Source organism: Corallococcus macrosporus DSM 14697 (assembly GCF_002305895.1).
GTDB classification, from domain to species: Bacteria; Myxococcota; Myxococcia; order Myxococcales; family Myxococcaceae; genus Myxococcus; species Myxococcus macrosporus.
The window spans coordinates 3,517,675-3,541,715 of the sequence record NZ_CP022203.1; the positions used below are offsets into that span (position 1 = coordinate 3,517,675).

At 71.4% G+C, this 24,041-nt stretch carries 13 protein-coding genes and 1 pseudogene; 10 read left to right on the top strand and 4 right to left on the bottom strand.

The features are described 5' to 3' along the window. Nucleotides 1–13 precede the first annotated feature (13 nt). Complete coding sequence (locus MYMAC_RS14775) at nucleotides 14–952, bottom strand: AAA family ATPase (RefSeq protein WP_095958564.1); 939 nt, start codon at nucleotides 950–952, stop codon at nucleotides 14–16. A 189-nt stretch (nucleotides 953–1,141) separates the two neighbouring features. On the opposite strand from MYMAC_RS14775, the gene MYMAC_RS14780 reads away from it, so the two are divergent. Next, nucleotides 1,142–1,363, top strand: coding sequence for a hypothetical protein (locus MYMAC_RS14780; RefSeq protein WP_013939563.1), 222 nt, complete (start codon nucleotides 1,142–1,144; stop codon nucleotides 1,361–1,363). A 135-nt stretch (nucleotides 1,364–1,498) separates the two neighbouring features. Here the strand turns inward: MYMAC_RS14780 and MYMAC_RS14785 are convergent, their stop codons facing one another. Together MYMAC_RS14785 and MYMAC_RS14790 are read right to left on the bottom strand one after the other, a co-directional pair. Further along, the gene (locus MYMAC_RS14785) at nucleotides 1,499–6,001 is read right to left on the bottom strand and encodes a response regulator (protein ID WP_095958565.1); all 4,503 of its coding nucleotides are present in this window, start codon (nucleotides 5,999–6,001) and stop codon (nucleotides 1,499–1,501) included. 99 nt (nucleotides 6,002–6,100) lie between these two features. Next, entirely contained in the window at nucleotides 6,101–9,169 is a 3,069-nt protein-coding gene (locus tag MYMAC_RS14790) for a glycosyltransferase family 4 protein (RefSeq protein ID WP_095961585.1), read from the bottom strand. 174 nt (nucleotides 9,170–9,343) lie between these two features. On the opposite strand from MYMAC_RS14790, the gene MYMAC_RS14795 reads away from it, so the two are divergent. From MYMAC_RS14795 to MYMAC_RS14810, 4 genes are all read left to right on the top strand, one after another. Beyond that, the gene (locus MYMAC_RS14795; protein WP_095958566.1) at nucleotides 9,344–11,698 is read left to right on the top strand and encodes a DUF4912 domain-containing protein; all 2,355 of its coding nucleotides are present in this window, start codon (nucleotides 9,344–9,346) and stop codon (nucleotides 11,696–11,698) included. 25 nt (nucleotides 11,699–11,723) lie between these two features. Continuing rightward, nucleotides 11,724–13,313 (top strand): glycoside hydrolase family 57 protein, encoded by a 1,590-nt coding sequence (locus tag MYMAC_RS14800; protein WP_095958567.1) that lies wholly within the window; start codon nucleotides 11,724–11,726, stop codon nucleotides 13,311–13,313. A 97-nt stretch (nucleotides 13,314–13,410) separates the two neighbouring features. Further along, entirely contained in the window at nucleotides 13,411–14,886 is a 1,476-nt protein-coding gene (locus MYMAC_RS14805) for a trypsin-like peptidase domain-containing protein (RefSeq protein WP_095958568.1), read from the top strand. Between the two features lie 22 nt (nucleotides 14,887–14,908). After that, nucleotides 14,909–15,058, top strand: coding sequence for a hypothetical protein (locus MYMAC_RS14810; protein ID WP_239989535.1), 150 nt, complete (start codon nucleotides 14,909–14,911; stop codon nucleotides 15,056–15,058). Between the two features lie 12 nt (nucleotides 15,059–15,070). Here MYMAC_RS14810 and MYMAC_RS14815 read toward each other — a convergent pair whose 3' ends face one another. Continuing rightward, a complete protein-coding gene (locus tag MYMAC_RS14815; RefSeq protein ID WP_013939570.1) occupies nucleotides 15,071–17,005 on the bottom strand; it encodes a GGDEF domain-containing protein in 1,935 nt (644 codons plus the stop codon). Between the two features lie 178 nt (nucleotides 17,006–17,183). Here MYMAC_RS14815 and pgeF point away from each other — a divergent pair. The 5 genes and pseudogenes from pgeF (at nucleotide 17,184) to topA (ending at nucleotide 23,939) form a co-directional block, all read left to right on the top strand. After that, nucleotides 17,184–17,944 (top strand): annotated as a pseudogene (pgeF, locus tag MYMAC_RS14820) (peptidoglycan editing factor PgeF). An 84-nt stretch (nucleotides 17,945–18,028) separates the two neighbouring features. Beyond that, complete coding sequence (locus tag MYMAC_RS14825; protein ID WP_013939572.1) at nucleotides 18,029–18,874, top strand: tetratricopeptide repeat protein; 846 nt, start codon at nucleotides 18,029–18,031, stop codon at nucleotides 18,872–18,874. A 26-nt stretch (nucleotides 18,875–18,900) separates the two neighbouring features. After that, nucleotides 18,901–20,106, top strand: coding sequence for a LysM peptidoglycan-binding domain-containing protein (locus MYMAC_RS14830; RefSeq protein ID WP_204817634.1), 1,206 nt, complete (start codon nucleotides 18,901–18,903; stop codon nucleotides 20,104–20,106). Between the two features lie 138 nt (nucleotides 20,107–20,244). Next, nucleotides 20,245–21,366, top strand: coding sequence for a DNA-processing protein DprA (locus MYMAC_RS14835; protein WP_095958570.1), 1,122 nt, complete (start codon nucleotides 20,245–20,247; stop codon nucleotides 21,364–21,366). An 11-nt stretch (nucleotides 21,367–21,377) separates the two neighbouring features. Further along, nucleotides 21,378–23,939 (top strand): type I DNA topoisomerase, encoded by a 2,562-nt coding sequence (gene topA / locus MYMAC_RS14840; protein ID WP_013939575.1) that lies wholly within the window; start codon nucleotides 21,378–21,380, stop codon nucleotides 23,937–23,939. Nucleotides 23,940–24,041: the final 102 nt, after the last annotated feature.

Here is a 24,041-nt window from a genome sequence, read left to right on the forward strand (position 1 = left end):
TTTGGGGGGCCCGTCAGGCCTGGGCGATCTGCGGCAGGTTGGCCTTGGCCTTCTCGATGTCGCCCTCGTATTTGAGGACGAGGTTGAGCGTGGAGGCCACCACGTCCGAGGTGAGCTGCTCCGCGTTGAGCAGCGCCAGGCTCTGCGCCCAGTCCAGCGTCTCGCTGATGGAGGGCGCCTTCTTCAAGTCCAACGCGCGGATGGCGGCGACGGCCTCCACGACCTGCTCGGCCAGCACCTGGGGGACCTGCGGGAGGCGCGCGCGGACGATGCGCAGCTCACGCTCGCGGTCCGGGAAGTCGATGTGCAGGTGGAGGCAGCGGCGCTTGAGGGCGTCGGACAGCTCGCGCGCGGCGTTGGAGGTGAGCAGCACGCGGGGGATGTGCCTGGCCCGGAAGGTGCCCAGCTCGGGGATGGTGACGGCGTTGTCGGAGAGCACCTCCAGCAGGAAGGCCTCGAACTCCGGGTCCGCCTTGTCGATTTCGTCCACCAGCAGCAGGGCGGGGCGCTCGGAGAGCTGGGCGCGCAGCACCGGGCGGGGCAGCAGGAAGCGCTCGGAGAAGAACACCGCGTCGCTGGAGGCCAGCCGGTCCGCCGCCTGCGCCAGCGTGGTGGTGCCCTGCACCATGTCCCCAATCTTGTCCTTGAGGAGCTGGGTGTAGAGGAGCTGCTTGGCGTACTCCCACTCGTAGAGGGCCTTCGCCTCGTCCAGGCCCTCGTAGCACTGGAGCCGGATGAACTCGCGCCCCAGCGCCTGGGACAGCGCCTTGGCCAGCTCCGTCTTGCCGACGCCAGCGGGGCCTTCCACCAGGATGGGCTTGTCCATCCGGTCCGCCAGGAAGGCCGCCGTGGCGATCTCCGGCGAGGACAGATAGCCCACCTGCTCCAGGCGCTTCTCCGCGTCCTCCACGCTGGTGAAGGCGCGGCTCTCAACCGTTGAAGGGGTGCTCACCCCGTGAACTTAACCGACGCCCTCCAGGCGACTGCGGCAAAAATGCCAGGGTTCCGGCGTCGCCAACGTGGCCCGTCCGCCGCGCTGCCTGGCAACCACGCGGAAATCCGTGAGGAAATTTTTTGCGCACCGTGGGCACACGCCGTGCATCTCTTGGCCGCGACTCGGTACTCAGGGAGGTGCGTGGTCATGGTGTGGGCGTGGATCCGGATGGTGATGATGGTGGCGGTCGTCCTGCTCCCAGGCGGGTTCCCACTCCTGCTCGCCTACGTCTCCCTGCGGACACTTCGTAACAGTTGGCGCCGCGCCCAAGAGGAGGCGCTGAGCGACGGACACCAGGTGACCCTCCGGGAGGTCGTCTCCACGCTCCACTTCAAGGAGCTGGTCCGCGAGGCGCGCGCCTCGCTTTGAGCGCGGTGGGGGCCGCCCGACCCCTGCCTGGTTGGAACTGAAACGGCCCTGACACACCTGCCCGGCCAGGGCATGGATGTCAGGGCCGCTTCATTGAAGCCTCGGGGTTTCGAGGCGGGGCGCCTCCCCGCCAGGCTACTTGTCCAGCTCGTCCACCAGGGCGGTCCAGTCGTCGTCCTCCTTGGCCGTGGGGAGCTGGATGAGCAGGGTCCGGTCGGTGGGCTCGGAGTCGTCGCTCAGCGCCGCGGGCGGGGCGGGGGCCGGCGCCGGGGCAGGGGCAGGGGCCTTCTTCGCGGCGGCCTGCGCCGCGGGTCTGGCGGCGGCCTTCTTCGCCGGTGCCGCCGGCGCCGCGGTGGGCGGGATGACCTGGTTGAGCTGTGTCCTCACCGCCAGGTCGTCGTCCTCGGCGGGCCTGGCGGCGGCCTTGGAGGCCGCGGCGGTGGACTTGCTCTTGTACCGGGCCAGCTCCAGCTCGGCGACCTTGAGGGCCTTGCTCTTCTCCTGCACGGACTGCTGCAGGCGGGCGACCTCCTGGGCCTTGATGGTGTCGCGGCGCTCCAGCTCCGCCTTCTGCTTCGCGGTGAGCTCCTCCTGCTCCTTGGCGTGCCGCGCCTCCAGGTCCTTGCGCTCCTTCTGCGCGGCGGCCAGGCGGGTGGTGGCCTCGTGGGCCCTGGCCTCCGCCGCGGCCACCTTGGCGTTGAGCTCCTTCTCCGCGCGGGCCTTGGTGCCGTGCGCGTTCTCCACCGCCAGCTCCAGGTCCTGGATCTTCTTAGCCCGCGCGGTGAGCTGACCCTGCAGCTCCTTGGCCCTGGCGTCGTGTTCCGCGGCCTGCGTCTGGGCGTCCTGCGTGAGCTGGGCGACGCGCTGCTCGGCCTTGGCCAGCTTCGCCGCCAGCTCGTCCGCCGCGCGCTTTGCGTCCGCGCGCTCCTGGGTGGCCTGCTGGGCCTGCTGCTGGAGCCGGGCCTCCGCCTGCTGGAGCTGGCCCGCGAGGCCGTCCCGTTCGGCGGTGAGCTTCTGCTGGGCGGTGCCCGCGGCGCGGAGCTGGTCCTCGCGGCCCGCCAGCGCCTTGCGGCCCTGCTCGAGCTGCTCGTTGAGGCCGGCGACCTGCTGCCCCAGGCCCTCGGCCTGACGGCGGGCCTCGGTGGCCTGCGCCTGGAGCCTGGCCTCCATCGCCTTGAGCTGCTCGGTGCGGGTGGCCACCTCGCGGTTGAGCACCTCCGCCTGACGCATCTTCTCCTGCGTCACGTGGGTGAGCTTGCGGAGCGTGTCCGACAGCTCGGTGCCCTTCTGTGTCAGGTCGTGCTGGAGGAGCTCCTCGCGGCGCTGCGACTCCTCGGTGAGCGTGTGCAGCCGCTCTTCCAGGGTGGCGCGGGCGTTCTCCGCCTGGGCCAGCGTCGCGGTGAGCTGCGTCACCTCGGCGACGCGGGTGCCCAGCTCGTGCTTGGTGAGCGTGAGGTGCTCGCCCAGGTCCTCGCCATGGGCGCGCGCCTCGGCGAGCTGTCCTTCCAGCGCGGCCTGGGTGTTCGCCGCGGCCTTCCGGCTCTCCTGGTGGGCGTGCTGCTCCTTCGCCAGCGCGTCGCGGGTGGCGGCGAGCTGGCCCTGCGTCTGCTCCAGCGTCTGGCTGGTGGCCTCCAACTCGGCGCGCAGCCCGTCGCGCTCGCTGGTGAGGTCGCCGATGTGCGCGCTCGACTCCGCGGCCAGCTTCTCATGCGCGGCGCGCTCGGCCTCGTAGTTCCCCTGCGTCTCGGACAGCTCGCTGCGGAGCTGGCCAATCTGGCCGGTGAGGTCCTGCTCCAGGGCGTCCTTCGCCGCGCCCAGGTCCGCCAGCTCCGCGATGCGCTGGTCGCGCTCGTGGGTGGTGTGGGCCAGGGTGTCGCGGGTCTGCGCCAGCGCGCCTTCCGTATCGGAGAGCCGCGCCTGCGTGTCCGCCAGCGTCTGGCTGGTGGCGTCCAGCTCGCCGCGCGTCTCCGCCAGGGTGCCTTCGGTGCTGGCCAGGGTGCTCTGCGTGTCGGCGAGCTGCTGCTCCGTCTGCGCCAGCGTCTGCTGCGTCTGCCCCAGCGTCTGGCTGGTCGCGTCGAGCTCGCCGCGCGTCTGCGCGAGCGAGTCCTCGGTCTGGGCCAGCGTCTGCTGCGTCTGCGCCAGCGTCTGGCTGGTCGCGTCCAGCTCGCCGCGCGTCTCCGCCAGCGCACCTTCCGTGCTGGCGAGCTGCTGCTGCGTCTGGGCCAGCGTCTGGCTGGTGGCGTCCAGCTCGCCGCGCGTCTGCGCCAGGGTGCCTTCGGTGCTGGCCAGGGTGTTCTGCGTGTCGGCGAGCTGCTGCTCCGTCTGCGCCAGCGTCTGCTGCGTCTGCGTCAGCGTCTGGCTGGTGGCGTCCAGCTCGCCGCGCGTCTGCGCGAGCGAGTCCTCGGTCTGGGCCAGCGTCTGCTGCGTCTGCGTCAGCGTCTGGCTGGTGGCCTCCAGCTCGCCGCGCGTCTGCGCCAGCGTGCCCTCCGTGTCGGAGAGCCGCGCCTGCGTGTCCGCAAGCGTCTGGCTGGTGGCGTCCAGCTCGCCGCGCGTCTGCGCCAGGGTGCCTTCGGTGCTGGCCAGGGTGTTCTGCGTGTCGGCGAGCTGCTGCTCCGTCTGCGCCAGCGTCTGCTGCGTCTGCGTCAGCGTCTGGCTGGTGGCCTCCAGGTCACCGCTCAGCTCGGAGATGCGTTGGTCGCGCGCGGCCACGTCCCCTTGCAGGGCTTCGATGGTGCCGTCGCGCTGGGCGACGGTGTCCTCCAGCATGGCGACGCGCGCGGAGCGCTGTTCGCCGGTCCGCTGCGAGTCGTCGAGCTGCCGCTGCGTCTCCTCGAGCTGCGAGGTGAGCGCCTGGATTTGGCCGGTGAGGTCCGCCTCCAGCTCGGCCTTCGCCTGGGAGAGCGCCTGGAGCCGGTCGTTGAGGTCCGTCTCCAGCTCGTCCTTGGCCTGTCCCAGCGCCTGGAGCTCCGCGGTCAGCTCGTTCTCGCGGTCGTCCAGGTGCGCCTTGACGGCCTCGACCTCGCCCTCGAGCTCGCCGATGCGCTCCAGGTGCTGCTGGATGTTGGCGTTGAGCTCCGCCTCGGTGTGCTCGTTCCGGGCGATGGTCTCCGACAGCTCGCGCTCCAGCGTGCCAAGCTTGGCGTCACGCTCCTCGACGCGCCGGGTGAGCTCGGCCTCCTGGGCATCCTTGTCCAGCCGGAGCTGGTCCCGCTCGCCCGTGGTGCGCGCGAGGTCGGTCTCCAGGTCCGCGACCTGCTGGCTGAGCTTCGCCTCCAGCGCGTCGCGCTCGGCGTTCAGCCGGTGGATCTCCGCGTCCGCCTGGGTGCCATGCTCCTCGGCGCGGGCCGCGCGGGCCTCCAGGCCGCGCACGGTGGTGTCGCGCTCCTGCTCGGTCTGCTGCAGCCGCTCCTGGAGGGCCTGGATTTCGCCGTCCAGCTCGGCGAAGCGCTGGTCGCGCTCGCTGATGGTGCGGCCCAGCTCGGCCTCGAAGTCGTCACCGCGCCTGGTCAGCCGCGCGATTTCGCCTTCATTCGCGAGGACGGTGTCCTGGAGCTTCTGCTCCTTGACCTCGAACTCCAGCGTGACGACGCCGAGGTGCTTCTCCAGCTTGTCGTACTCGTTGCGGCCGTGCTCCAGCTCGCTGGCGCGGCGGGCCAGCTCCTCCTCGGCGCGGGAGACCTCGCGGCGCAGGAGGTTGATGTCCTTCTCCTTGGAGGCGACGACCTCGATGAGGTCCTTCTCCGCGGAGAACTTCTGGAGGAGCAGGTCGTCGACGGTGGCGCCGTGCTCGCGCTCCTTCTGGATGGTGGCCTGCTGGGCCTCGTTGAAGCGGCGCAGCAGGTCGTCCACCTGCATCTTCAGGCCCTGCAGCTCCACGTCCTTCTCGTGGATGCGGTCCTCGCCGGAGAGCAGCTCGCGCTCGCGCACGCTCCAGATTTCGGAGAGGCGGGCGAGCTGGGCCTCACGCGTCTTCAGCTCGTCGCGGAGGATTTGAATCTTGCCCTCGGGCGTGCCCATCAGCTCGCGCCGCGGCGGCGGACGCTTGAGCTGACGCGACTCCGCGAGCAGCTCCGCCTTGCGCTCCGCGATGGACTGGAACGTGCGGTCGAGGAACGCGCGGTCCTCTTCCGTCATCGCGCTGCGGCGCTCGCGCTTGGGCAGCTTCGGCGGGCCACCCGCGGCCTTGAGCGACGGCGGCATGGGCGGCGGTGCCTCGCGCGTCCCATTCAGCGCGGCGTCCAGCGACGCGCTGGTGTCATCCGTACCGGGCGGCACGATGCCGTGGCTCAACGCGGTCAGGTCGCCCAGCTCGAACGGGAAGGCCAGATAGCCGTCCGCCGCTTGCGGGGTCTGGCGATGCTGCGCCAGGCCCTCCACGCCGCTTTCGGAGGAGATGAGGAGCACCTTGAGGTTCTGTCCCCACTTGCCCTTCTTGATGTTGCCGCAGAGGACGAAGCCGGACTGATCCTTCAACTCCGCGCGCAGGACGACCAGGTCTGGCCGCCGCTTCTCCAGCTCACGCTGCGCGTCAGCCGACGTCTCAGCCAGGTTGGTCTGGTAACCCGCGCCCTTGAGCACGGTGGCCATGCTGAGCGCTAATTCGTGATCGCTTTCGACGATGAGGACCCGACGCTCCATGAAGCCCTTGTTCCCGGAAAAAGTGCTGTGAAAACCGGAACATCCTATCGGGCGTCGGCGACCCTTGGAAAGTTTCCAGGATCAGCTCGGTTGGCTGCCTCACGAGCTCTTGCCGCGGACGACCACTTCCGGACGGCCTGAAGGGGCGGGGTGGGCGGGGTTCGTCGGTTCGTCGCGGCCGGGGAAGGTGGTGGGCGGCGTGTGACGGTCGAACCGGATGCCGTCGGGAGGGCAGTACCCGTGCGCGAGCTGCGCGAACCACGGGTTCAGCGTCGAGGGAACGGGCTCCGGGGCGGGGCCCTCGTCGGGGGACGCGGGGGCCACGTCGGCGTCGGCCTCTTCGAGGTCGTCGTCCGTGTCGATGAGCTGCGCTGCACTGCTGGCGGAAATCTCCGCTTCCTCCACCTCGTCGCTGCTGATTTCGTCCGGCTCATCGGGCTGGGGCCGGTCGCGGGGAGGGCTGTCATCGCCTTCGTCGAGCGATTCGGCTTCGTCCTCGGAGATCTCCTCCGGCTCTTCGTCCTCGGCGCTGGGGAGCGGCGCGGAGGCCTTGAGCGTCCGCGGGCTCAACGGCTCCAGGCGGGGCGGGCCATCCACGGACTGCAGCGTGGGCGGCCGCTGCCTCGGGACGGGCGGAGGCGTCGCCGCGCGGGGCGGGAGCGCGGGTGGGCGGTCGGCCTCCGGCGTCGCGGCGCTCGGGTGGAGCGTCGGCGCCGGGCGCTCCGGCGTGGACGCGGCCGTGCCTCCTCGGATGGGCGGCAGGCGCTCACCGTCGGGGGCGCCGGGGCCGGAGCGGAGGACGGGAGGCGTTCGCTCGTGCTCAGAGGTCTTCGACCGCTCCGTGAGCGACGGCATGCGGCCGGCGGGCGTCTCCATGCGGGCCGAGATGCTCCGGCTCGACAGGGGAGAGGGCGCGGGGACGATGGGCGTGGGCGTCGGGTGCTCGTCCGGACGGCCCGAGCCCTGTGCGCCACGGCCGCCGCTGGGTGACCGCGAGGGGAGGAGCTCCCGCAGCAGCTCCGTCGGCACGCGGATGATGGGCGTCGGCGCGGGAGGCTCGTCCCGTTCCCGCTCGAAGGGGGAGCGGACCACTGGCGTGTGCGAGGGGGGCTCGTAGCGCGCGCCGAGGACAGGGCTGCGGACGACCGGAGTCGGCGCGGGGGCTTCGTCGGATTCCCCGGTGCCTTCGCTGGCCCGGGCCTCGCCCCGGTTCAGCGCGGCCGGGGCCTTGACGATGGGCGTGGGCGCCGGTGTCTCGCCGGCGTCCGCGCTCACGGGGGGAGGCGGCCGGCCCGGCGGGGGCGGCACCTTGACGACAGGCGTGGCCGCCGAGGCCTCCGCGCCATCGGTGCTCGAAGTGGACGGCAGCCGGACTGGAGGCGGTGGCACCTTGACGATGGGCGTGGTGCCCGCGCTCTCGGGGGTGTCCGGGCCCGAGGAGACAGGCGGCCGGCCCGAAGGCGAGGGCGCCTTCGTGACAGGCGTGGTGCCCGCGTCTTCTTCGCCGTCCGCGCTCGCGAACGCAGGATGCCGTCCCGAAGGGGGCGGCGCCTTGGTGACGGGCGTCGGCTCGGAGGGGCCACTCGCATCGTCGGCCGTCGAAGCGGCCCGCGCCGACGGCGGCTCGTCGGCGTCTTCGAACTCCGTCGCCTGGACGATCGGGAGCGAATTTTCGGGGTCCTCGGATGGGCGGGGTGTTGCCGCTTCAGCCCCCGCCGTCGATGGCTGCTCACGCAGCGGCGCGCCCATCACCACGGGCGGGCCAATGGGGTTCGACTCGAGCTCCGTCTTGACGAGCCGCGTGTCGAGCCCCTCGTCCAGCACCTGCCCCAGGACCAGCGGCAGGTCCTCCTTCTTCGAGGGCTTCGTGGCGGGCGCGTCCTTGTCCTTCCGAGGCTCCGGCGCCTTCGACCTCGCCACCGGCGCCGCCGTGGGGGCGGGTTCGGGGGGCAGCAGCGCCGCCAGCCGGTTCGTGGGCGTCCCCGTCACCGTGGTGGGCGCGGGCAGGTCGTCCTCGCTCGTGGTGGAGACCGGCTCCGACCGCTTCTCCAGCAGCGAGTCATACAGGTCCAGGAGCTTGCCGCGGATGAGCCCCGCGTCGAGCGCCTCCTCCGCGTGGGCCCGGGCCGCGCGGCCCAGCTCCAGCCGGCGCGGAACGTCGCGTGCCAGCTCGAGGATGCGGTCGGCCAGGGCCTGGCTGTCGCCGGGGGGGAAGAAGAGGCCCGCGGCCTCCGGGATGAGCTCCCGCGTCACGGGCAGGTCCGCGGCGATGAGGGGACGGCCCGCGGCGCAGTACTCCGACGCCTTCGCCAGGGGGCCGCCCTGGACGCGGTTGCGCTCCACGTCCTCCAGCGGGAGCACGCCCACGTCCGCGAGCGCGAGCACCTTGGCCAGGTCGTCGTGGTTCACCGGGGGCTGGAACTCCACCCGGTCGCCCAGCTTCAGCTCCTTCACCAGGTCATCCAGGTGCGGCTGCCAGTCCGCGTGACGCGCGCCCACCACCGTGAGGCGCACCTCTTCGTGCCGGGCCGCCAGCGCCACCGCGCGCAGCAGCGTGGACAGGCCCTGCCAGCCCACCTGGCTGCCCAGGTACATCATCCGGAGCGGCTCCCCGTCCGGGGCGCCCAGCACGTCGGGCGAGAAGGGGGCCAGGTCCACCGGCGCGGGGAGCACCCGGACCTGGTCCTCGCTGGCGCCCAGCGACTGGATGTACGCGCGCGTCGCCTCCGAGCCGGTGACGACCAGGTCCGCGTTCATCAGGCAGAACAGCTCCTGCCGGCGAATCTTCGACAGGAAGCGCCGGTCCCCCTCCGTCTGGGGGTGGGTGTAGCGCAGCTCCTGCGAAGGGAAGGTCTGCGCCTCATAGATGAGGCGGTACCCGTAGTCTCCCTTGAGCTCGCACAGCGCGTATCCCCCGAAGGGGTCCGTGAAGTGGGCGAGCGCGTAGTCCTCGCTCTCGAGCTGCCGGCGCACGGCCCGCTCGAAGGCCTGGATGCGGGAGGCCAGGTCCCCCGAGCCTACCGGGACGCGCAGCAGGCGGGCGCCCTGGTACTTCTCGATGTGGGAGTGGTCAGGCGTCTTCGCCGACAGCACCACCACGGAGAAGCGGTCCGGCAACGCCTTCAAGTATTCGGTCAAACGCCGGGACGAGCCCGACGGACCGGGGATGACGTCGAAACTGCACAGGAGCAGTCTGGGCAGGTCGCTCAAGCGTGGGCAGGATACCTAGCCATCCCCTGGGTGTCATCGGGTGATGCGATGAGAATCGGGGTCGGGCGAAGAACACATGAAATGCTGGCACGTTGACCCTCCTATACCCGCGACCTAAAGGCCTGCTTGCCTATGGAAGACCTCAAGAGCGTGACGGTCAGCTACCTCAGGGAGTTGGCCCGGAAGCACCTGGGGAGCGGCTACAGCCGGATGAAGAAGGAGGAGCTGCTCGCCGCCCTGGCCACCCATGTCCCCGCCCTGGCGAAGCTCGCCCGGCTGGCGGGCATCCCCGTGCCGCGGAAGCGCTCGGCCGCGAAGCCCGCCGCGCCAGCGGCCCGGCCCGCGGCGTCGAAGAAGGCCAGGGCGGAGCGGCCCGAGCCCGTGAAGGCGCCCAAGGTGGCGAAGCCCGCTGCCTCGAAGCCGAAGGCAGGGGCCGCGCCCGGGAGGGGGCAGGTGTCCGCGCCCAAGCGGGTGGCGGCCAAGCGGGCCAGCGAGAAGCCCGGGAGCAAGCCGACGACCCGGCCCGCCCAGGTGGTGACCTTTCCGCCCAGGCCACGCGTGGAGCGCGCGCGCGAGCCCGTGACGCCGGTGGTGTCCTCGCTCTCCAAGCACGTCACGCCACCCGTCGCGCCCGAGCCGGAACCCGGGCCTCCGCCGTCGCCCGTCAGCCGGTCCGCGCCGGTGCAGCACGCCGCGGAGCCCGTGGTGGAGGGCTTCTTCGTGGCGCGAGTGGCCGGAGAGGCCGAGGCGCGCAGCCACCACCTGGTGGAGACGGTGGCGGCGCCGCCCGCGCCCCCCGTCGATGACGAGGGGTTGGGGGAGTTGCCGGAGGGGTATCACGACGACGCCATGCTCCTGCTGCCCAGGGATCCGCACACGCTCTTCGTGTCCTGGGATTTCAGCCTGGGGGCGCGGTTGCGCGCGCAGGCTGGGTTGGAGTCGCCACGGCCGGTGCTGCGAGTGTTCGACGGTGAACAGGTGGACCGGGAGCTGGCCTTCGGGGTGGATGCGCGCGGCTTCTACATCCACGGATTGGGGCCGGGCCGGACGTACCGCGTGGAGGCGCACTACGTCGGACGTGATGGCCGGAGCCGGCGCATCGGCGCTTCGAGCAATCGCGCGACGTTGCCTCCTTCGGGCGTGTCGACGGACCTGACGGTGAGATTCCTGCGGGTGCCTCCGGCGGAAGCCGCGCCGCCCGTGGCCGCTGAGGAGGCTTCGCCGGAAGAGGGGCGCGAGTACGTCACGTGGCGCCGGGTGGAGCTGCCCGGCAGTGGCGGCGTGCTGGACGTGCCGGAAGTCCACCGCGAGCGAGCGGCGAAGGCGGAGGCGGAGGCGCACCTGGAAGGGCCCGCGCGCGCGCCCGGGGCGTCGGACAAGCGCTATGTCGAGGCTTCGGCGCGTGCGCCCGGGGCTTCGGACCAGCGGTACGTGGAGACGGTGGGGCGCGCCGCGGGCGCGTCGGAGCAGCGCTACGTGGCGGAGGCCGCGCGCGGGGAGCACGGTGCTGGGACTGCCTTCGTGCCGCGATACCTGGAGACGCTGAGCCGTGCGCCGGGCGCATCGGACCTGCGCTATTCGGAAGGGGAGCGAACGGCCCGGACGCTTCTGGACGCGAAGGGACTCCCCGCTGCATCGGACGTGCGCAGCGCCACGGGTGGAACGTCGCCGTATCGCTACCTGGACGTGAAGGGCCTCCCCGGTGCGTCGGACCTGCGTTACGCGGAGGGTGGCACCGCGCGTCCGGTGGGCAGTGGCGTGTCGCCGCATCGCTACCTGGACGTGAAGGGCGCTCCAGGTGCGTCGGACCTGCGCTACGCGGAGGGCCCCGGTGCGCGTGACGAGTCTGCGCGGCCGCGTTACCTGGACGTGAGGAGCCTCCCGGGCGCATCGGACCTGCGCTACCTGGAGACCTCGGACCGTGCGCCAGGCGCGTCCGAGCGCCGCTATCTGGAAGCACCTCCCCGAGCGCAGGGAGCATCGGAGCACCGCTCCCTGGAGTCTCCTCCGGGCGCTTCGGACCTTCGCCATCTCGAAGCCCCGGCACGTGCTACCGGCGCGTCGGAGCACCGCGCCCTGGAGTCACCTCCAAGGCGGCAGGGCGCAGCGGACGTGGGCCCTGTCGAATCGAGCGCCAGCGCGCAACGTGCGTCTGTCGCAACGCCATCGCCCGCGGAGGCCGATGTGAGCCACCGGTACTTCGAGGCACCCACGACGGGGCGCTCGTCCACCGCATCGACGTCGGCCGTCGAGCAGCACCGCCACGCCACCGCCGGGGAGGTGCCCTCCGCGCCCGAGCCGGAGGAGAACCACCGCTACTTCGAGCTGCCGCGGACGTCTTCGTCACAGCACGGCGGCGCCCGGCCCCCAGGCGGCAGCGGCGCAGCGCCGCAGCGGCCCTCCCTCGAGGCCCGCGAGGGCCCATCCCCCCAGGCCCCGGGTGAGCCGCTCCCCCGGAAGCCGCCTTCGAGCGACGGCCGCTCCTGAACCCGCACGGAGACATTGAACGCTTATGAGCCTGGGCTCTCTCGCGCTGGTCCTCCACGCGCACCTCCCCTTCGTCCGGCACCCCGAACACGAGGACTTCCTCGAGGAGGACTGGCTGTACGAAGCCATCTCGGAGACGTACCTCCCGCTGCTCCAGGTCTTCGACGCGCTGGCGGAGGACGGCGTCCCGTTCCGGCTGGCGATGACGCTGTCCCCGACGCTCGTCTCCATGCTGCGAGACGAGCTGCTGATGAGCCGCTACGCGCGGCGGCTGGACCTGCTGTGTGAGCTCGGCGCGCGCGAGGTGCACCGGACGCGCGACGACGCCACCTTCGGGCCCCTGGCCCACTTCTACCGTGACCACTTCGAGTCACTGCGGCGCGCGTTCCACGACCGGTACCGGAGGGACCTCGTCTCCGCGTTCCGCCGCCTCCAGGACGCGGGCCACCTGGACATCCTCACCTGCAACGCGACGCACGGCTTCCTGCCGCTGATGCAGCAGGTGCCCGAGGCCGTCCGCGCGCAGGTGACGGTGGCGGCGAACCACTACCGCCAGCACTTCGGCAGAGACCCGGCCGGCATCTGGCTCGCCGAGTGCGGCTACTACCCGGGCCTGGAGCGCCTGCTGGCCAACGAGCGCATCCGCTACTTCTTCGTCGACACGCACGGCCTGACGGACGCCGTGCCCCGGCCCCTGCACGGACCCTACGCGCCCGTCTTCACCGAGGCGGGCGTGGCCGCGTATGCCCGCGACCCGGAGAGCAGCCAGCAGGTGTGGAGCACCGAGCACGGCTACCCGGGCGACCCGGACTACCGCGAGTTCTACCGGGACATCGGCTGGGACCTGGACCTGGACTACATCCGCCCGTTCATCCAGCCCACCGGCGAGCGCAAGAACACCGGCTTCAAGTACTACCGCATCACCGGGAAGACGAACGAGAAGCGCCCCTATGACCCGCGCGCCGCGCGAGAGCGGGCCGCGGTGCATGCGGGCAACTTCCTGTTCAACCGTCAACGGCAGATAGAGGACCTCGCCTCGCGTCTGGGCGGCCGGGCGCCGGTGGTCGTCGCGCCGTATGACGCCGAGCTCTTCGGCCACTGGTGGTTCGAGGGGCCTCAGTTCCTCGACTTCCTCATCCGCAAGGCCGCGCGGGAGCAGCAGACGTTCCGGCTGGTGACGCCGTCGGACGACCTGCGCGAGCACCCGGAGAACCAGGTGGCCACGCCGCCGCTGTCCTCCTGGGGCGCGGGGGGCTACGCCACCATGTGGCTCGACGGGAGCAATGATTGGATCTACCGCCACCTCAACCAGTGCGCGAAGCAGATGGTGGAGCTGGCGCGGGACTTCCCGGACGCCAACGAGCTGCAGCGCCGCGCGCTCAACCAGGCCGCCCGGGAGCTGCTGCTCGCCCAGTCCTCCGACTGGGCCTTCATCATGAAGACGGGCACCATGGTGGAGTACGCCCAGCGCCGCACGCGCGAGCACATCCTGCGCTTCCAGCGCCTGCACGAGCAGCTCCGCGGCGGCAGTCTGGACGAGCGCTGGCTCTCCCAGGTGGAGGGCCGCGACAACCTCTATCCAGAGCTGGACTACCGGCTCTATCTGCCTGCTTGAGGCCAGGGGGATGCAGGGTGGGGTGATGTGTCCTCCTGTCGCCACGACAGACGGTTTGGCTTGCGGGGCAGGTTTTCGGCTTTAGCTTGGTCTGCATATGAACCGTTCGACCGTCTCGTTCCGGAAGGCGCTCGTCGCCGCGCTGCTGGTCGCGTTGCCCCCCGCCGCCGTTGCCCAGGCGCCGAAGCCGCCCGCGGCCACGCAGCCGGGCGCGGGCAACGTCCTCCAGCCGGCCACGCGGGAAGCCCAGACGCTCCCGTCGCTGGCGCCGCTGGTGGAGTCGGTGAAGTCCGCCGTGGTCAACGTGGACGTGCAGGCCCGAGGGGGCGGCCTGCCGCGGGGCATGGAGGGCAATCCGCTCTTCGACCGCTTCTTCGGCGGAGGCCGGGAAGGCGGCAGCCAACGCCGCGAGCCGCTGCGCCAGGGCGCGGGCTCCGGCTTCATCATCGACCCGAAGGGCCTGGTGCTGACCAACAACCACGTGGTGGAGGAGGCCGTCAGCATCACCATCCGCCTGGACGACGGGCGCAGCTTCAGCGGCGAGGTGGTGGGGAGGGATCCGCTCACCGACGTGGCGCTCGTGCGGCTGAAGGAGAAGGTGGAGGGCCTGCCCACGGTGAAGCTGGGCGACTCGGATGCGCTGCGCGTGGGGGACTGGGTGGTGGCCATCGGCAACCCGTTTGGCCTGGCCTCCAGCGTGAGCCTGGGCATCGTCTCCGCGCGGGCCCGTGAGATTGGCGCCAGCCAGTACGACGAGTTCCTCCAGACGGACGCGGCCATCAACCCGGGCAACTCGGGCGGCCCGCTCTTCAACATGAAGGGGGAGGTGGTGGGCATCAACACCGCCATCGTGGGCGGTGGCTCCGGCATCGGCTTCGCGGTGCCCAGCACCCTCATCAGCTCCCTGCTGCCGCAGTTGCAGAAGGAAGGCTCCGTCACGCGCGCGTGGCTGGGCGTGGGCATCCAGGACTTGACGCGGGACCTGGCCAACGCGCTCAAGCTCCCGGTGAACGAGGGCGCCATCCTCACGCAGGTGATGCCTGCCTCGCCGGCCTCGAAGGCGGGCCTGAAGCAGGATGACGTGGTCATCGCCATCGACGGGCGGACCGTCACCTCCAGCGGCGAGCTGACGCGCACGGTGGCGCTCAAGCGGCCCGGCAGCACCTCCACGCTGACGCTGTTCCGCGACGGGAAGAAGCGGGACGTGAAGGTGGCGCTGGGCACGCGGCCGGACCTGGAGGGCGTGGCCTCGGCGAAGCAGCGCCCGGAGGACCAGCAGGAGAGCTCCCGCCGCGTGGGCGTCAGCCTCCAGAACCTGGACGCGCGCACCGCGAAGCAGGCCGGCTTCACGGACAGCAGCGGCGCGCTCATCACCGACGTGATTCCCGGCTCGCCGGCGGACCGCGCGCAGTTGGAGCCCGGCATGGTCGTCATCGAGGCCAACCGCAAGAAGGTGGAGAGCGCGGACGCGCTGGCGAGCATCATCAAGGGGGCCGCGTCCGGCAGCACCTTGCTGCTGCGCGTGACGGCGCCGGGCGGGGCCCGCAACCTGCGCGCCCTGCGCGTGCCGTGAGGCCAGCGCGCGGGAGCGGCGCATGAGCGTCAACGACGTCGCGCTGGGGGACAGCACGGCCGTGGGCGTGGGCGGCTACCCCGAGCACCTCGCCTCCCGGCTGCGCGCCGGCGGGCTGCCCGTGGGCCTCAGCAACCTGGGGCAGAGCGGCCCACGGCGCGCACGCTGGTGAGCCGCTGAGCGGCTACGCCTTGGCCACGCCCCCCGGGGGCTTGGGGGCGGCGACGGCGGGGGGCTCGGCGGAGGGCGTGTGGGGCCCGCGCTCGCGGCCGGGGTGCAGCTCCATGCCGGCCTCGTACAGGGTGGTGCGGTTGCGGCCCGTGCGCTTGCTGAAGTAGAGCGCCGCGTCCGCGCAGTCCACCAGCTCCTCCTGGGCGGTGGCGTCGGATGGGAAGTGCGACACGCCAATGGACACCGTGACGTGGTTGCCCGGCAGTCCCGGCTGGGCCAGGGCCACCGACTCCGCCACGGCGCGGCGCAGCTTCTCCGCGACCTCCATGGCCTCCGCCCTGGGCGTCTGCGGCAGCAGGAGCACGAACTCCTCGCCGCCGTAGCGGGCCAGCGTGTCCACCTTGCGCACGCGCAGCCGCAGCACGTCGCACACCCGCCGCAGCGTCTCGTCACCCACGCGGTGGCCGGCCAGGTCGTTGATGCGCTTGAAGTGGTCCACGTCCACCATGAGCAGCGCCAGCGGCGTGCCGAAGCGGTTGGCCCGCGCCAGCTCCAGCTCCATGCGCTGGAAGAGGTGGCGCCGGTTGGGCACGCCGGTGAGCGGGTCCGTCATGGTGAGCTTCACCGTCTCCGCGTGCAGCCGGGCGTTCTTCACCGCCGTGGCCACCACGTCCGCCACCGCGGTGAGCAGCTCGATCTCCTCCGCGGAGAAGCTGGCCACCTCGGGGCGCTGGAAGTTCATCACGCCCAGCAGCGTCTCCATGTGCACCATGGGCGCCGCCAGCAGCGCGCCGCTGTTCAGCCCGCCCTTCACCAGGTCCGGCCGGGCGAACACGCTGGAGCGGTCCGCGGTGTCCGGCAGGTACACGGCCTTGCGGGACTCCGCCGCGCGCCCGCAGGCGCCTTCGCCCAGCGCGAAGGTGAGGCCCTCCGCGCCGCGGCCCTCCGGCCAGGCATGCTTGATTTCCAGCACGCCGTCCGGGTTCATCAACATGATGGAGAACTCGGGGATGCGCAGCCGCTCCGTCACCAGCCGCGTGACGGCGTCCAGCAGCTCGTCCAGCTCCAGCGTGGCGTTGAGCGAGCGCGCCACGTCGAACAGCAGCGCCAGCTCCTTGAGGCGGTCCTCCAGCTCGTCCTTGAGGGCCAGCTTCTCCTTCACCAGCTCCAGGTCGCGGTGGGTGTCGATCTCCTCCGCCTTCATGGAGGTGAGCCGCGCCAGCATCTGGTTGAAGGCCGCGCCCAACCGCGCGAGCTCGTCGGTGCCCCGCGCGTCCGCGCGCACCAGCAGGTCCCCCGCCTCCGCGCGCCGCATGGCCGCGCTCAGCCTGCGCAGCGGGCGGGTGAGGATGAAGTGCAGCGCCAGCCCGGTGATGAGCGCCAGCAGCACCACGAACAGCCCCATGGACCCGAGCGCCGCGCCGAAGACGGACGACAGTTGCTGGTGCAGCGCCGGCTCCGCCATGCGGAGCTGGAGGATGCTCGCGCCGGGGACGTCCCCCGTGGTGTGGCAGCCCGCGCACTCCGGGCCGCCGAGGGGACGGATCACCTCCGTCATCCGCGCCACCGAGCGCGCCCGCTCGGGGCCGGGCGCCGTCAGCCGCGCGGCCTCCGGGTGCACCGTGCCTTCCTCGCCCGTGCGCCGGGACCAGAGGATGCGCCCGTCCAGCGTCAGCACCCGCACGTCCTCCACCGAGCGGAACAGCCGGGTGTCGGAGCGCAGCACCTCCGTCACCGCGCCGTGGGCCGGGGCCCCGCGCGCCTGCGGGAGGGTGAAGGTGGAGGCGACGAACTCCGCCAGCGCCAGCGACTCCACCTGGGTGGCGTCCTGCACCGCGACCCGCGCCTCACGCCAGAAGTGGCCGACGCCGAGCAGCGCCACGAGCAGCCCGGGCAGGGCGATGCTCCACAGCAGCTTGCGACCAACGGTGTCGGGACCCAGGGGCATGCGGGTGCTCGCGGCTCTCGAGCGCGGGGTTTCGGACTGGTTTCACGGAGTTCGGACGGTCCGTGAATTGTCAGGTGGCTGACGCTACCTGTCAAACGAAGCAGCGAAATCATCCTACGATTGCGCTGACGCTGGATCACCTCCTGATGCATCAACCCGGAGGATTCCCGGAGATTCCATGCCGACCGAGCCGCTCACCTCGTCGCTGTTGCCCGTGCCGCACGGCTTCACCACTCGCGCCGGCGGCTGTTCGGAGGGGCCCTACGCGTCGCTCAACCTGGGCTTCTCCGTGGGCGACGAACGGGCGCGCGTGGAGGAGAACCACCGCCGCCTGGCCCAGGCCGCTGGCGCGCCGCTCGAAGCGCTGAGCCGCGTGTCCCAGGTCCATGGCGACCGCGTGGTGGAGGCCCGGAGCGGGGAGGGCGCCCAGGGGCTGCGCCCCACGGAGGGCGAGGCGGACGGCCTGTGGACGCGCACGCCGGGAAGCTGGGTGGCGGTGGGCACGGCGGACTGCGTGCCGGTGCTGCTGGTGGACCCGGAGGGGCGCGGCGTGGCGGCGGTCCACTCCGGCTGGCGGGGCACGGACGCGGACATCAGCGCGCGCGCCGTGGAGGCGCTGGTGGCGCGGGGGCCCGGCCGGAGCGGCTGCTGGCGGCGGTGGGGCCGGCGATACAGGTCTGTTGCTACGAGGTGTCGGAGGAGCTGGCGCAACGCTTCCGCGCGCGCTCCGGGGCGGACGTGGTGCGGTGGGCGGAGGGCACGCCGCGGCTGGATTTGACGCGCGCGGTGCGGCAGACGCTGCTGGCGGCGGGGCTCAAGCCGGCCCACGTCGACGTGCTACACGCCTGTACCGCGTGTGATCCCACGCGCTTCTTCTCCCACCGCCGGGACGCGGGGCGGACGGGGCGGCACCTCAATTACGTGGTACACCGCTTCTAGCCTCCCGGTGCGGGGGGCCGATTTCTTGACGCTCTCCGACGGGCCTTCCTATCCTCGGGGAGTCCCCTCTGCTGAAAAAGGCCCGTGCCCGCGCGCTCCGTCATCTTCCGCCTGCTCGCCGCCGCGCCCCTGTGCGCGCTGAGCGCCTGTGCCACCACCGCTCCCGCGGAGGCGGAGGTCGCCGCGCTGCGCTCCGAATTGCGCACGCTGCGCGCGTCCCAGGAGCGGCTTCAGGACCGGGTGGCCCGGCTGGAGGCGCATGAGGCCGTGTCGCGCGCGAGCGCCTCGGCCGAGGTCCCGGCGGCGCGCCCCGTGCCCGTGAAGGTGGAGGCGTCCCCCGCGGAGTCGCTGAGCGCCACGCCGGAGCTGGCGGTGGTGAAGCTCAAGCCGCGCTTCGAGCCCGCGCCCAGGCTGCCCACCGCCGTGGCGGTGGTGGAGCCGGACGACGAGCAGGTGGAGCTGTTCATCAGCCCCGTCGCCGAGGACGCGGGGGCCTCGGGCGGCGCCACCATGGTGGCGGCGGGCGATGACGCCGGGGAGGAGAAGGACCCCGACCTGCTCCAGGCGGAGTTCGACAAGCTCGTGAACATGCTCCGCACCGGCAACGTGGAGGGCGGGGTGGAGAGGCTGCAACGCTTCGCGGCGGAGAACCCGCGCCACCCGCGCGCGGACAACGCGCTGTACTTCAGCGGGTTGGGCCAGATGGGCCTGAACGAGTTCAAGGGGGCCGCGGTGACGTTCCAGCGGCTCATCGACAGCTATCCCGCCGGGGACGCCATGCTGGACGGCATGCTCCGGCTCGCCGAGTGCCAGATGCGGCTCAACCAGGCCGCGGATGCCAAGGTGCTCTACACCCGCGTCGTCACCCAGTTCCCGGGGACGGCGGCAGCCACCCAGGCGGAACAGCGGCTCGCCGCGCTCCCCCAGTGAAGCTTCTTTCGAAAGGACGTCCCGCGATGCGCTCCCGGATTCTCACCTCGCTGATGTTGAGCCTCGCCGTCGTGCCGGCCGCGCATGCCCAGCAGGAGAACGAGGAGGAGCAGGACACCGGCAGTGAGATGGACAGCGCCGAGGTGATGGACGAGGCGCCGGACACCGCGCCGCCGACCTCCGTCGCCATCCCGCCCGGCGCGCCGCAGGGGCGTGAGAGCTCCCCTGGGACGGTGCACTCCGTGGAGACGGGGGACACGCTCTGGGACCTGTCCCAGCGCTACCTGGGCAGCCCCTGGTACTGGCCCAAGGTCTGGTCCTACAACCCGGAGATCGCCAACCCGCACTGGATCTACCCCGGCAACCAGGTGCGCTTCTTCGGCGCGGGCGAGGAGGTCCCCACCCAGGTGTCGGAGATGGTGGTCGAGGAGGGCGACCTGACGGCCCCGACGGAGTTCGCCTCCAACGACCAGGTCACCGTGACGGGGAAGATCGGCTTCGACGCGGCCAGCTCCGTCCCCGTGACGACGCAGGGCTTCGTCACCCAGCGCGAGCTGGACGAGGCCGGCCGCATCGAGGGTTCGCCCTCCAACGCGGTGATGCTCTCCTTCCCGGACAGCGTCTACGTGCGCTTCAAGCGGAAGGGCGACGTGAAGGTGGGAGACCGCTACGTCGTCTTCCACACCACCCAGGCGGTGAAGCACCCCATCAACGGGCGCCCGCTGGGCTACCTCACCGACTTCGTGGGCACCCTGCGCGTGCAGCGCGTGGGTGACGGCATCGTCACCGCGCAGATCATGGACACGTGGGACGGCATCGAGCGCGGCGACCTGGTGGGCCCCGTGGGTGAGCGCCTCACCGAGCGCGTGGCGCGGCGGCCCAACGCGAAGCAGGTGGACGGCACCGTCATCACCGCCCTGGTGCCGTACCTGACGATCATGGGAGAGAACAACAGCATCGTCATCGACCGGGGCAGCGCGGACGGCGTGGAGCTGGGCAACACCTTCACCATCCTCCGCAAGGGGGACCCGTCCCGCCACGTGCTGGGCCACGACGTGCGCAAGCCGTCGAAGGCGGAGAAGGCCTTCCCCTGGCGGAGCATCGGCGAGTGCATGGTGACCGAGCTCAAGGAGCGCACGTCCAACTGCCTCATGACGCGCTCCCTGGAGGAACTGGTCCCCGGAGACCGGGCCTACATGGCGCCGGGGGCCGGGCCGTCCGCCAGCCGCTGACCGGCGGCAGGAAAAGTGCAATGGGCCCCTGGGGCAGAGGGGCTGAGTGCTTGACCCGTGGCGGTCCGGTGTTTATGTGTCGCGCCCCTCCCAGCGGCCCCACCTTCTATATAGGTGGGTATCGAGCGGGGGACGGGTATGGCGGACGCTGAGACGGACAGCCTCACGGCGGAGCAGCAGGCATGCCTCGCGCTCTGGGCCGTTCCCGGCCTGGGGCCGAGGACGTTGGCCGCGCTGCGCGCGTTCGCGGACGGAAGCCTCGCCCCGCTCGCCGCGACTCCGGTGCGAGACTGGGTGTCCCAGGCGCCGGTTTCCGCACAGGTTCGCCGCCGGCTCGCCTCCGTGGAGCGCCTTTCGCCCGTGGCGTGGCGGGTGTGGGAAGCCTGCCAGGCCTCCGGCATGAAGGTGGCGTTCCAGGGGCAGCCGGGCTTCCCGGAGCGGCTGGCGGAGGTGGAGGACGCGCCGCCGCTGCTCTTCTACCGGGGCGCGCCGGGCCTGCCACGGCGCCGGCTGGCCATGGTGGGCAGCCGCCACCCGGACCAGGGCTTCCTGCCCTTCGCGCGCCGCTTCGCGCAGCAGGTGGCGGAGTCCGGGGTGGGCGTGGTGTCCGGCGCGGCGGCGGGGGTGGACCGGGCGTGCCACTGGGGCGCCCTGGACGCGGGCGGGGAGACGTGGGCCTTCCTGGGGAGCGCCCTGGATGCGCTCGACACGGCGCAGGCCCGCCTGCTCCCTCACTTCCTGGCCAGAGGGGGCATGTTCTTCAGCGAGCTGCCCCCCGGGGTCCGGGCGAGCACCACGACGTTCCCGCGGCGCAACCGGCTCATCTCCGGCGCATCCGACGCGGTCCTGGTGCTACGGGCGGGGACGAAGTCCGGGAGCCTCTACACGGCGGAGGCGGGGCGGGCGCAGGGGCGGCCGGTGTTCGCGATGCCGGGGGACGTGCGCCACGAGGAGGCGGCCGGCTGCAACGCGTTGCTGCGGGACGGGCGTGCGGCGACGTGCCTGGGCCCGGAAGATGTGTGGAGGGCGTTGAAAATCGACCCCCTGGCGGCGGTTCCTCCCGGGACGATGGGCGCCTGGGAGGACCTCTCCGCGGAAGCGAAGGGGGCCTTCTCGCTGTTGGACCGGGTTCCCCGGAGCTTCGATGAGGTGCTGGTCGGCAGCACCTTTTCACCGGCGGCGCTCGTCAGCGCGCTGGTGGAGCTGGAGTTGACGGGGCTGGTCATCCAGCACCCGGGAAGGCTGTACGAGAGAATCTAGGTAGGAGAGTCATGGCCACGCGGACGAAGAAGAAGGTGGAAGAGACTGAGGCGGCCGAGGAGAAGGCGCCCGCCAAGAAGGCCGCCGCCAAGAAGAAGCCTGCGGCCAGGAAGAAGACCGTCGCCAAGAAGAAGACGGCTGCGCGCCGCCGCACCAAGAAGGGTGACGAGGACGCGCTCCCCACCGTGGAAGCGGACGCGGAGGAGGAGGCCACGCCCCGTGGCAAGGGCCCGCACTACCTGGTCGTCGTGGAGTCGCCCGCCAAGGCGAAGACCATCAAGAAGTACCTGGGCTCCGGCTACACGGTGAAGGCGTCCGTGGGCCACGTGAAGGACCTGCCCAAGAGCAAGATGGGCGTGGACGTGGAGCACGACTTCCAGCCCGAGTACACCGTCATCAAGGGCAAGGAGAAGGTCCTCAACGAGCTCAAGAAGATGGCGAAGTCGGCGGACCGCGTCTTCCTGGCCACGGACCCCGACCGCGAGGGCGAGGCCATTGCGTGGCACATCAAGGAGGAGCTGGCGCACCCCGACGCGCTCCGGGTGACCTTCAACGAAATCACCAAGAAGGCCATCCAGGAAGCCATCGCCCAGCCGCGGCAGCTCAACCAGGACAACTACGACTCGCAGCAGACGCGCCGCATCCTCGACCGGCTGGTGGGGTACCAGATCTCCCCGCTGCTCTGGAAGAAGGTGCGCCGGGGCCTGTCCGCCGGCCGGGTGCAGTCCGTGGCGGTGCGGCTCATCGTGGAGCGCGAGGAGGAGATCAAGGCCTTCGTCCCCGAGGAGTACTGGACGCTGGACGCGCTGCTGGAGGGCCCCTCCGGCCCGCCGCCCTTCAAGGCCAAGCTGTCCAAGGTGGACGGCAAGAAGGTGGAGCTGAAGGACCGCGCCACCACCGAGGGCCTGGTCGCCGAGCTGCAGTCGGCCAGCTTCTCGGTGGCCAAGGTGGACCGCCGCGAGCGCCGCCGCAACGCGCCCGCGCCCTTCATCACCTCCAAGCTCCAGCAGGAGGCGGCCAACCGGCTGTCCTTCACCGCGAAGAAGACCATGACGCTGGCGCAGCGCCTCTATGAAGGCGTGCCGCTGGGTGACGAGGGCCAGACGGCGCTCATCACGTACATGCGCACGGACTCCACCCGTCTGTCCGACGACGCGGTGAAGCAGGTGCGCGAGTTCATCGACGGCAAGTACGGCAAGGACTTCCTGCCCGACGAGCCCATGGTGTACCGCAGCAAGAAGAGCGCCCAGGACGCGCACGAGGCCATCCGGCCCACGTCCCTGGAGTACCCGCCGGAGCGGGTGAAGGGCTTCTTCGAGGCCATGGGCGAGGAGGACATGTACCGCCTCTACGAGCTCATCTGGAACCGCTTCGTGGCGTGCCAGATGAAGCCCGCCGTCTATGATCAGACGAGCGCGGACATCGCCGCGGGCCGGGCCACCTTCCGCGCCTCCGGCAGCACGCTGAAGTTCGCCGGCTACCTGGCGGTGTACGGCGCCGGGCTGACGCCGGAGGAGGAGGCGGAGAAGGAGAAGGCCAAGGCCGCCGGTGACGAGAACGCCGAGGGCGCCGACGCGGTGGGCGAGCTGCCGGTGCTCAACGACGGCGACGCGCTCAACCTCCAGAAGCTGCTCCACGAGCAGCACTTCACCCAGCCGCCCCCGCGCTTCAGCGAGGCCACGCTGGTGAAGGAGCTGGAAGAGCGGGGCATTGGCCGTCCGTCCACCTACGCCGCCATCCTCTCCACCATCCAGGACAAGAAGTACGTGGAGAAGCTGGAGGGGCGCTTCCGGCCCACGGACCTGGGGAACATGACCAATGAGATGCTGGTCAAGCACTTCCCCCATGAGCTGGACGTCACCTTCACGGCGACCATGGAGGAGAAGCTCGACCAGATCTCCGAGGGCGGGGCCAACTGGAAGTCGGTGCTGCACGACTTCTACGGGCCCTTCAAGGAGACGCTCGAGAAGGCCGAAGCGGAGATGCGCGACGTCAAGCGGGAGGAGATCAAGACGGACATCCCCTGCGAGAAGTGCGGCAACCTCTTCGTCATCAAGTTCGGGAAGATGGGGCACTTCCTCGCGTGCTCGAACTACCCGGACTGCAAGAACACGAAGGACTTCAAGCGGGACGCCGAGGGCAAGATCGTCATGGTGGAGGAGGAGACCACCGACGAGCTGTGCGAGAAGTGCGGCAAGCCCATGGTCATCAAGCGGGGCCGCTTCGGGCGCTTCCTCGCCTGCTCGGGCTACCCGGACTGCAAGACGTCCAAGCCCATCTCCATTGGCGTGTCCTGCCCGGAGTGCAAGGAGGGCTACCTGACGGAGCGGCGCAGCGGACGCGGGAAGATCTTCTTCGGCTGCAACCGCTACCCGGACTGCAAGTTCGCCGCGTGGGACCGGCCGCTGGCCGAGCCGTGCCCCACCTGCGCCTCGCCCTACCTGCTCCAGAAGTTCTCCAAGCGGGACGGCCCGTACGTGGCGTGCCCCAACAAGGAGTGCGACTACCGGCGCGAAATCACCGAGCAGCCCGCGGGCCCGGGTGGGTCACCCGAGGCCTCCTCGGCTGCTTGAAAGCCCAGTAGTTACGTGGGCATGGCCCGTCCTTGGCTTGACAGCCTCGGCGGGCCCGCCCTAGAAGTCCAGGCTGCTCCCTCCCCGGGAAACGTCGAACGG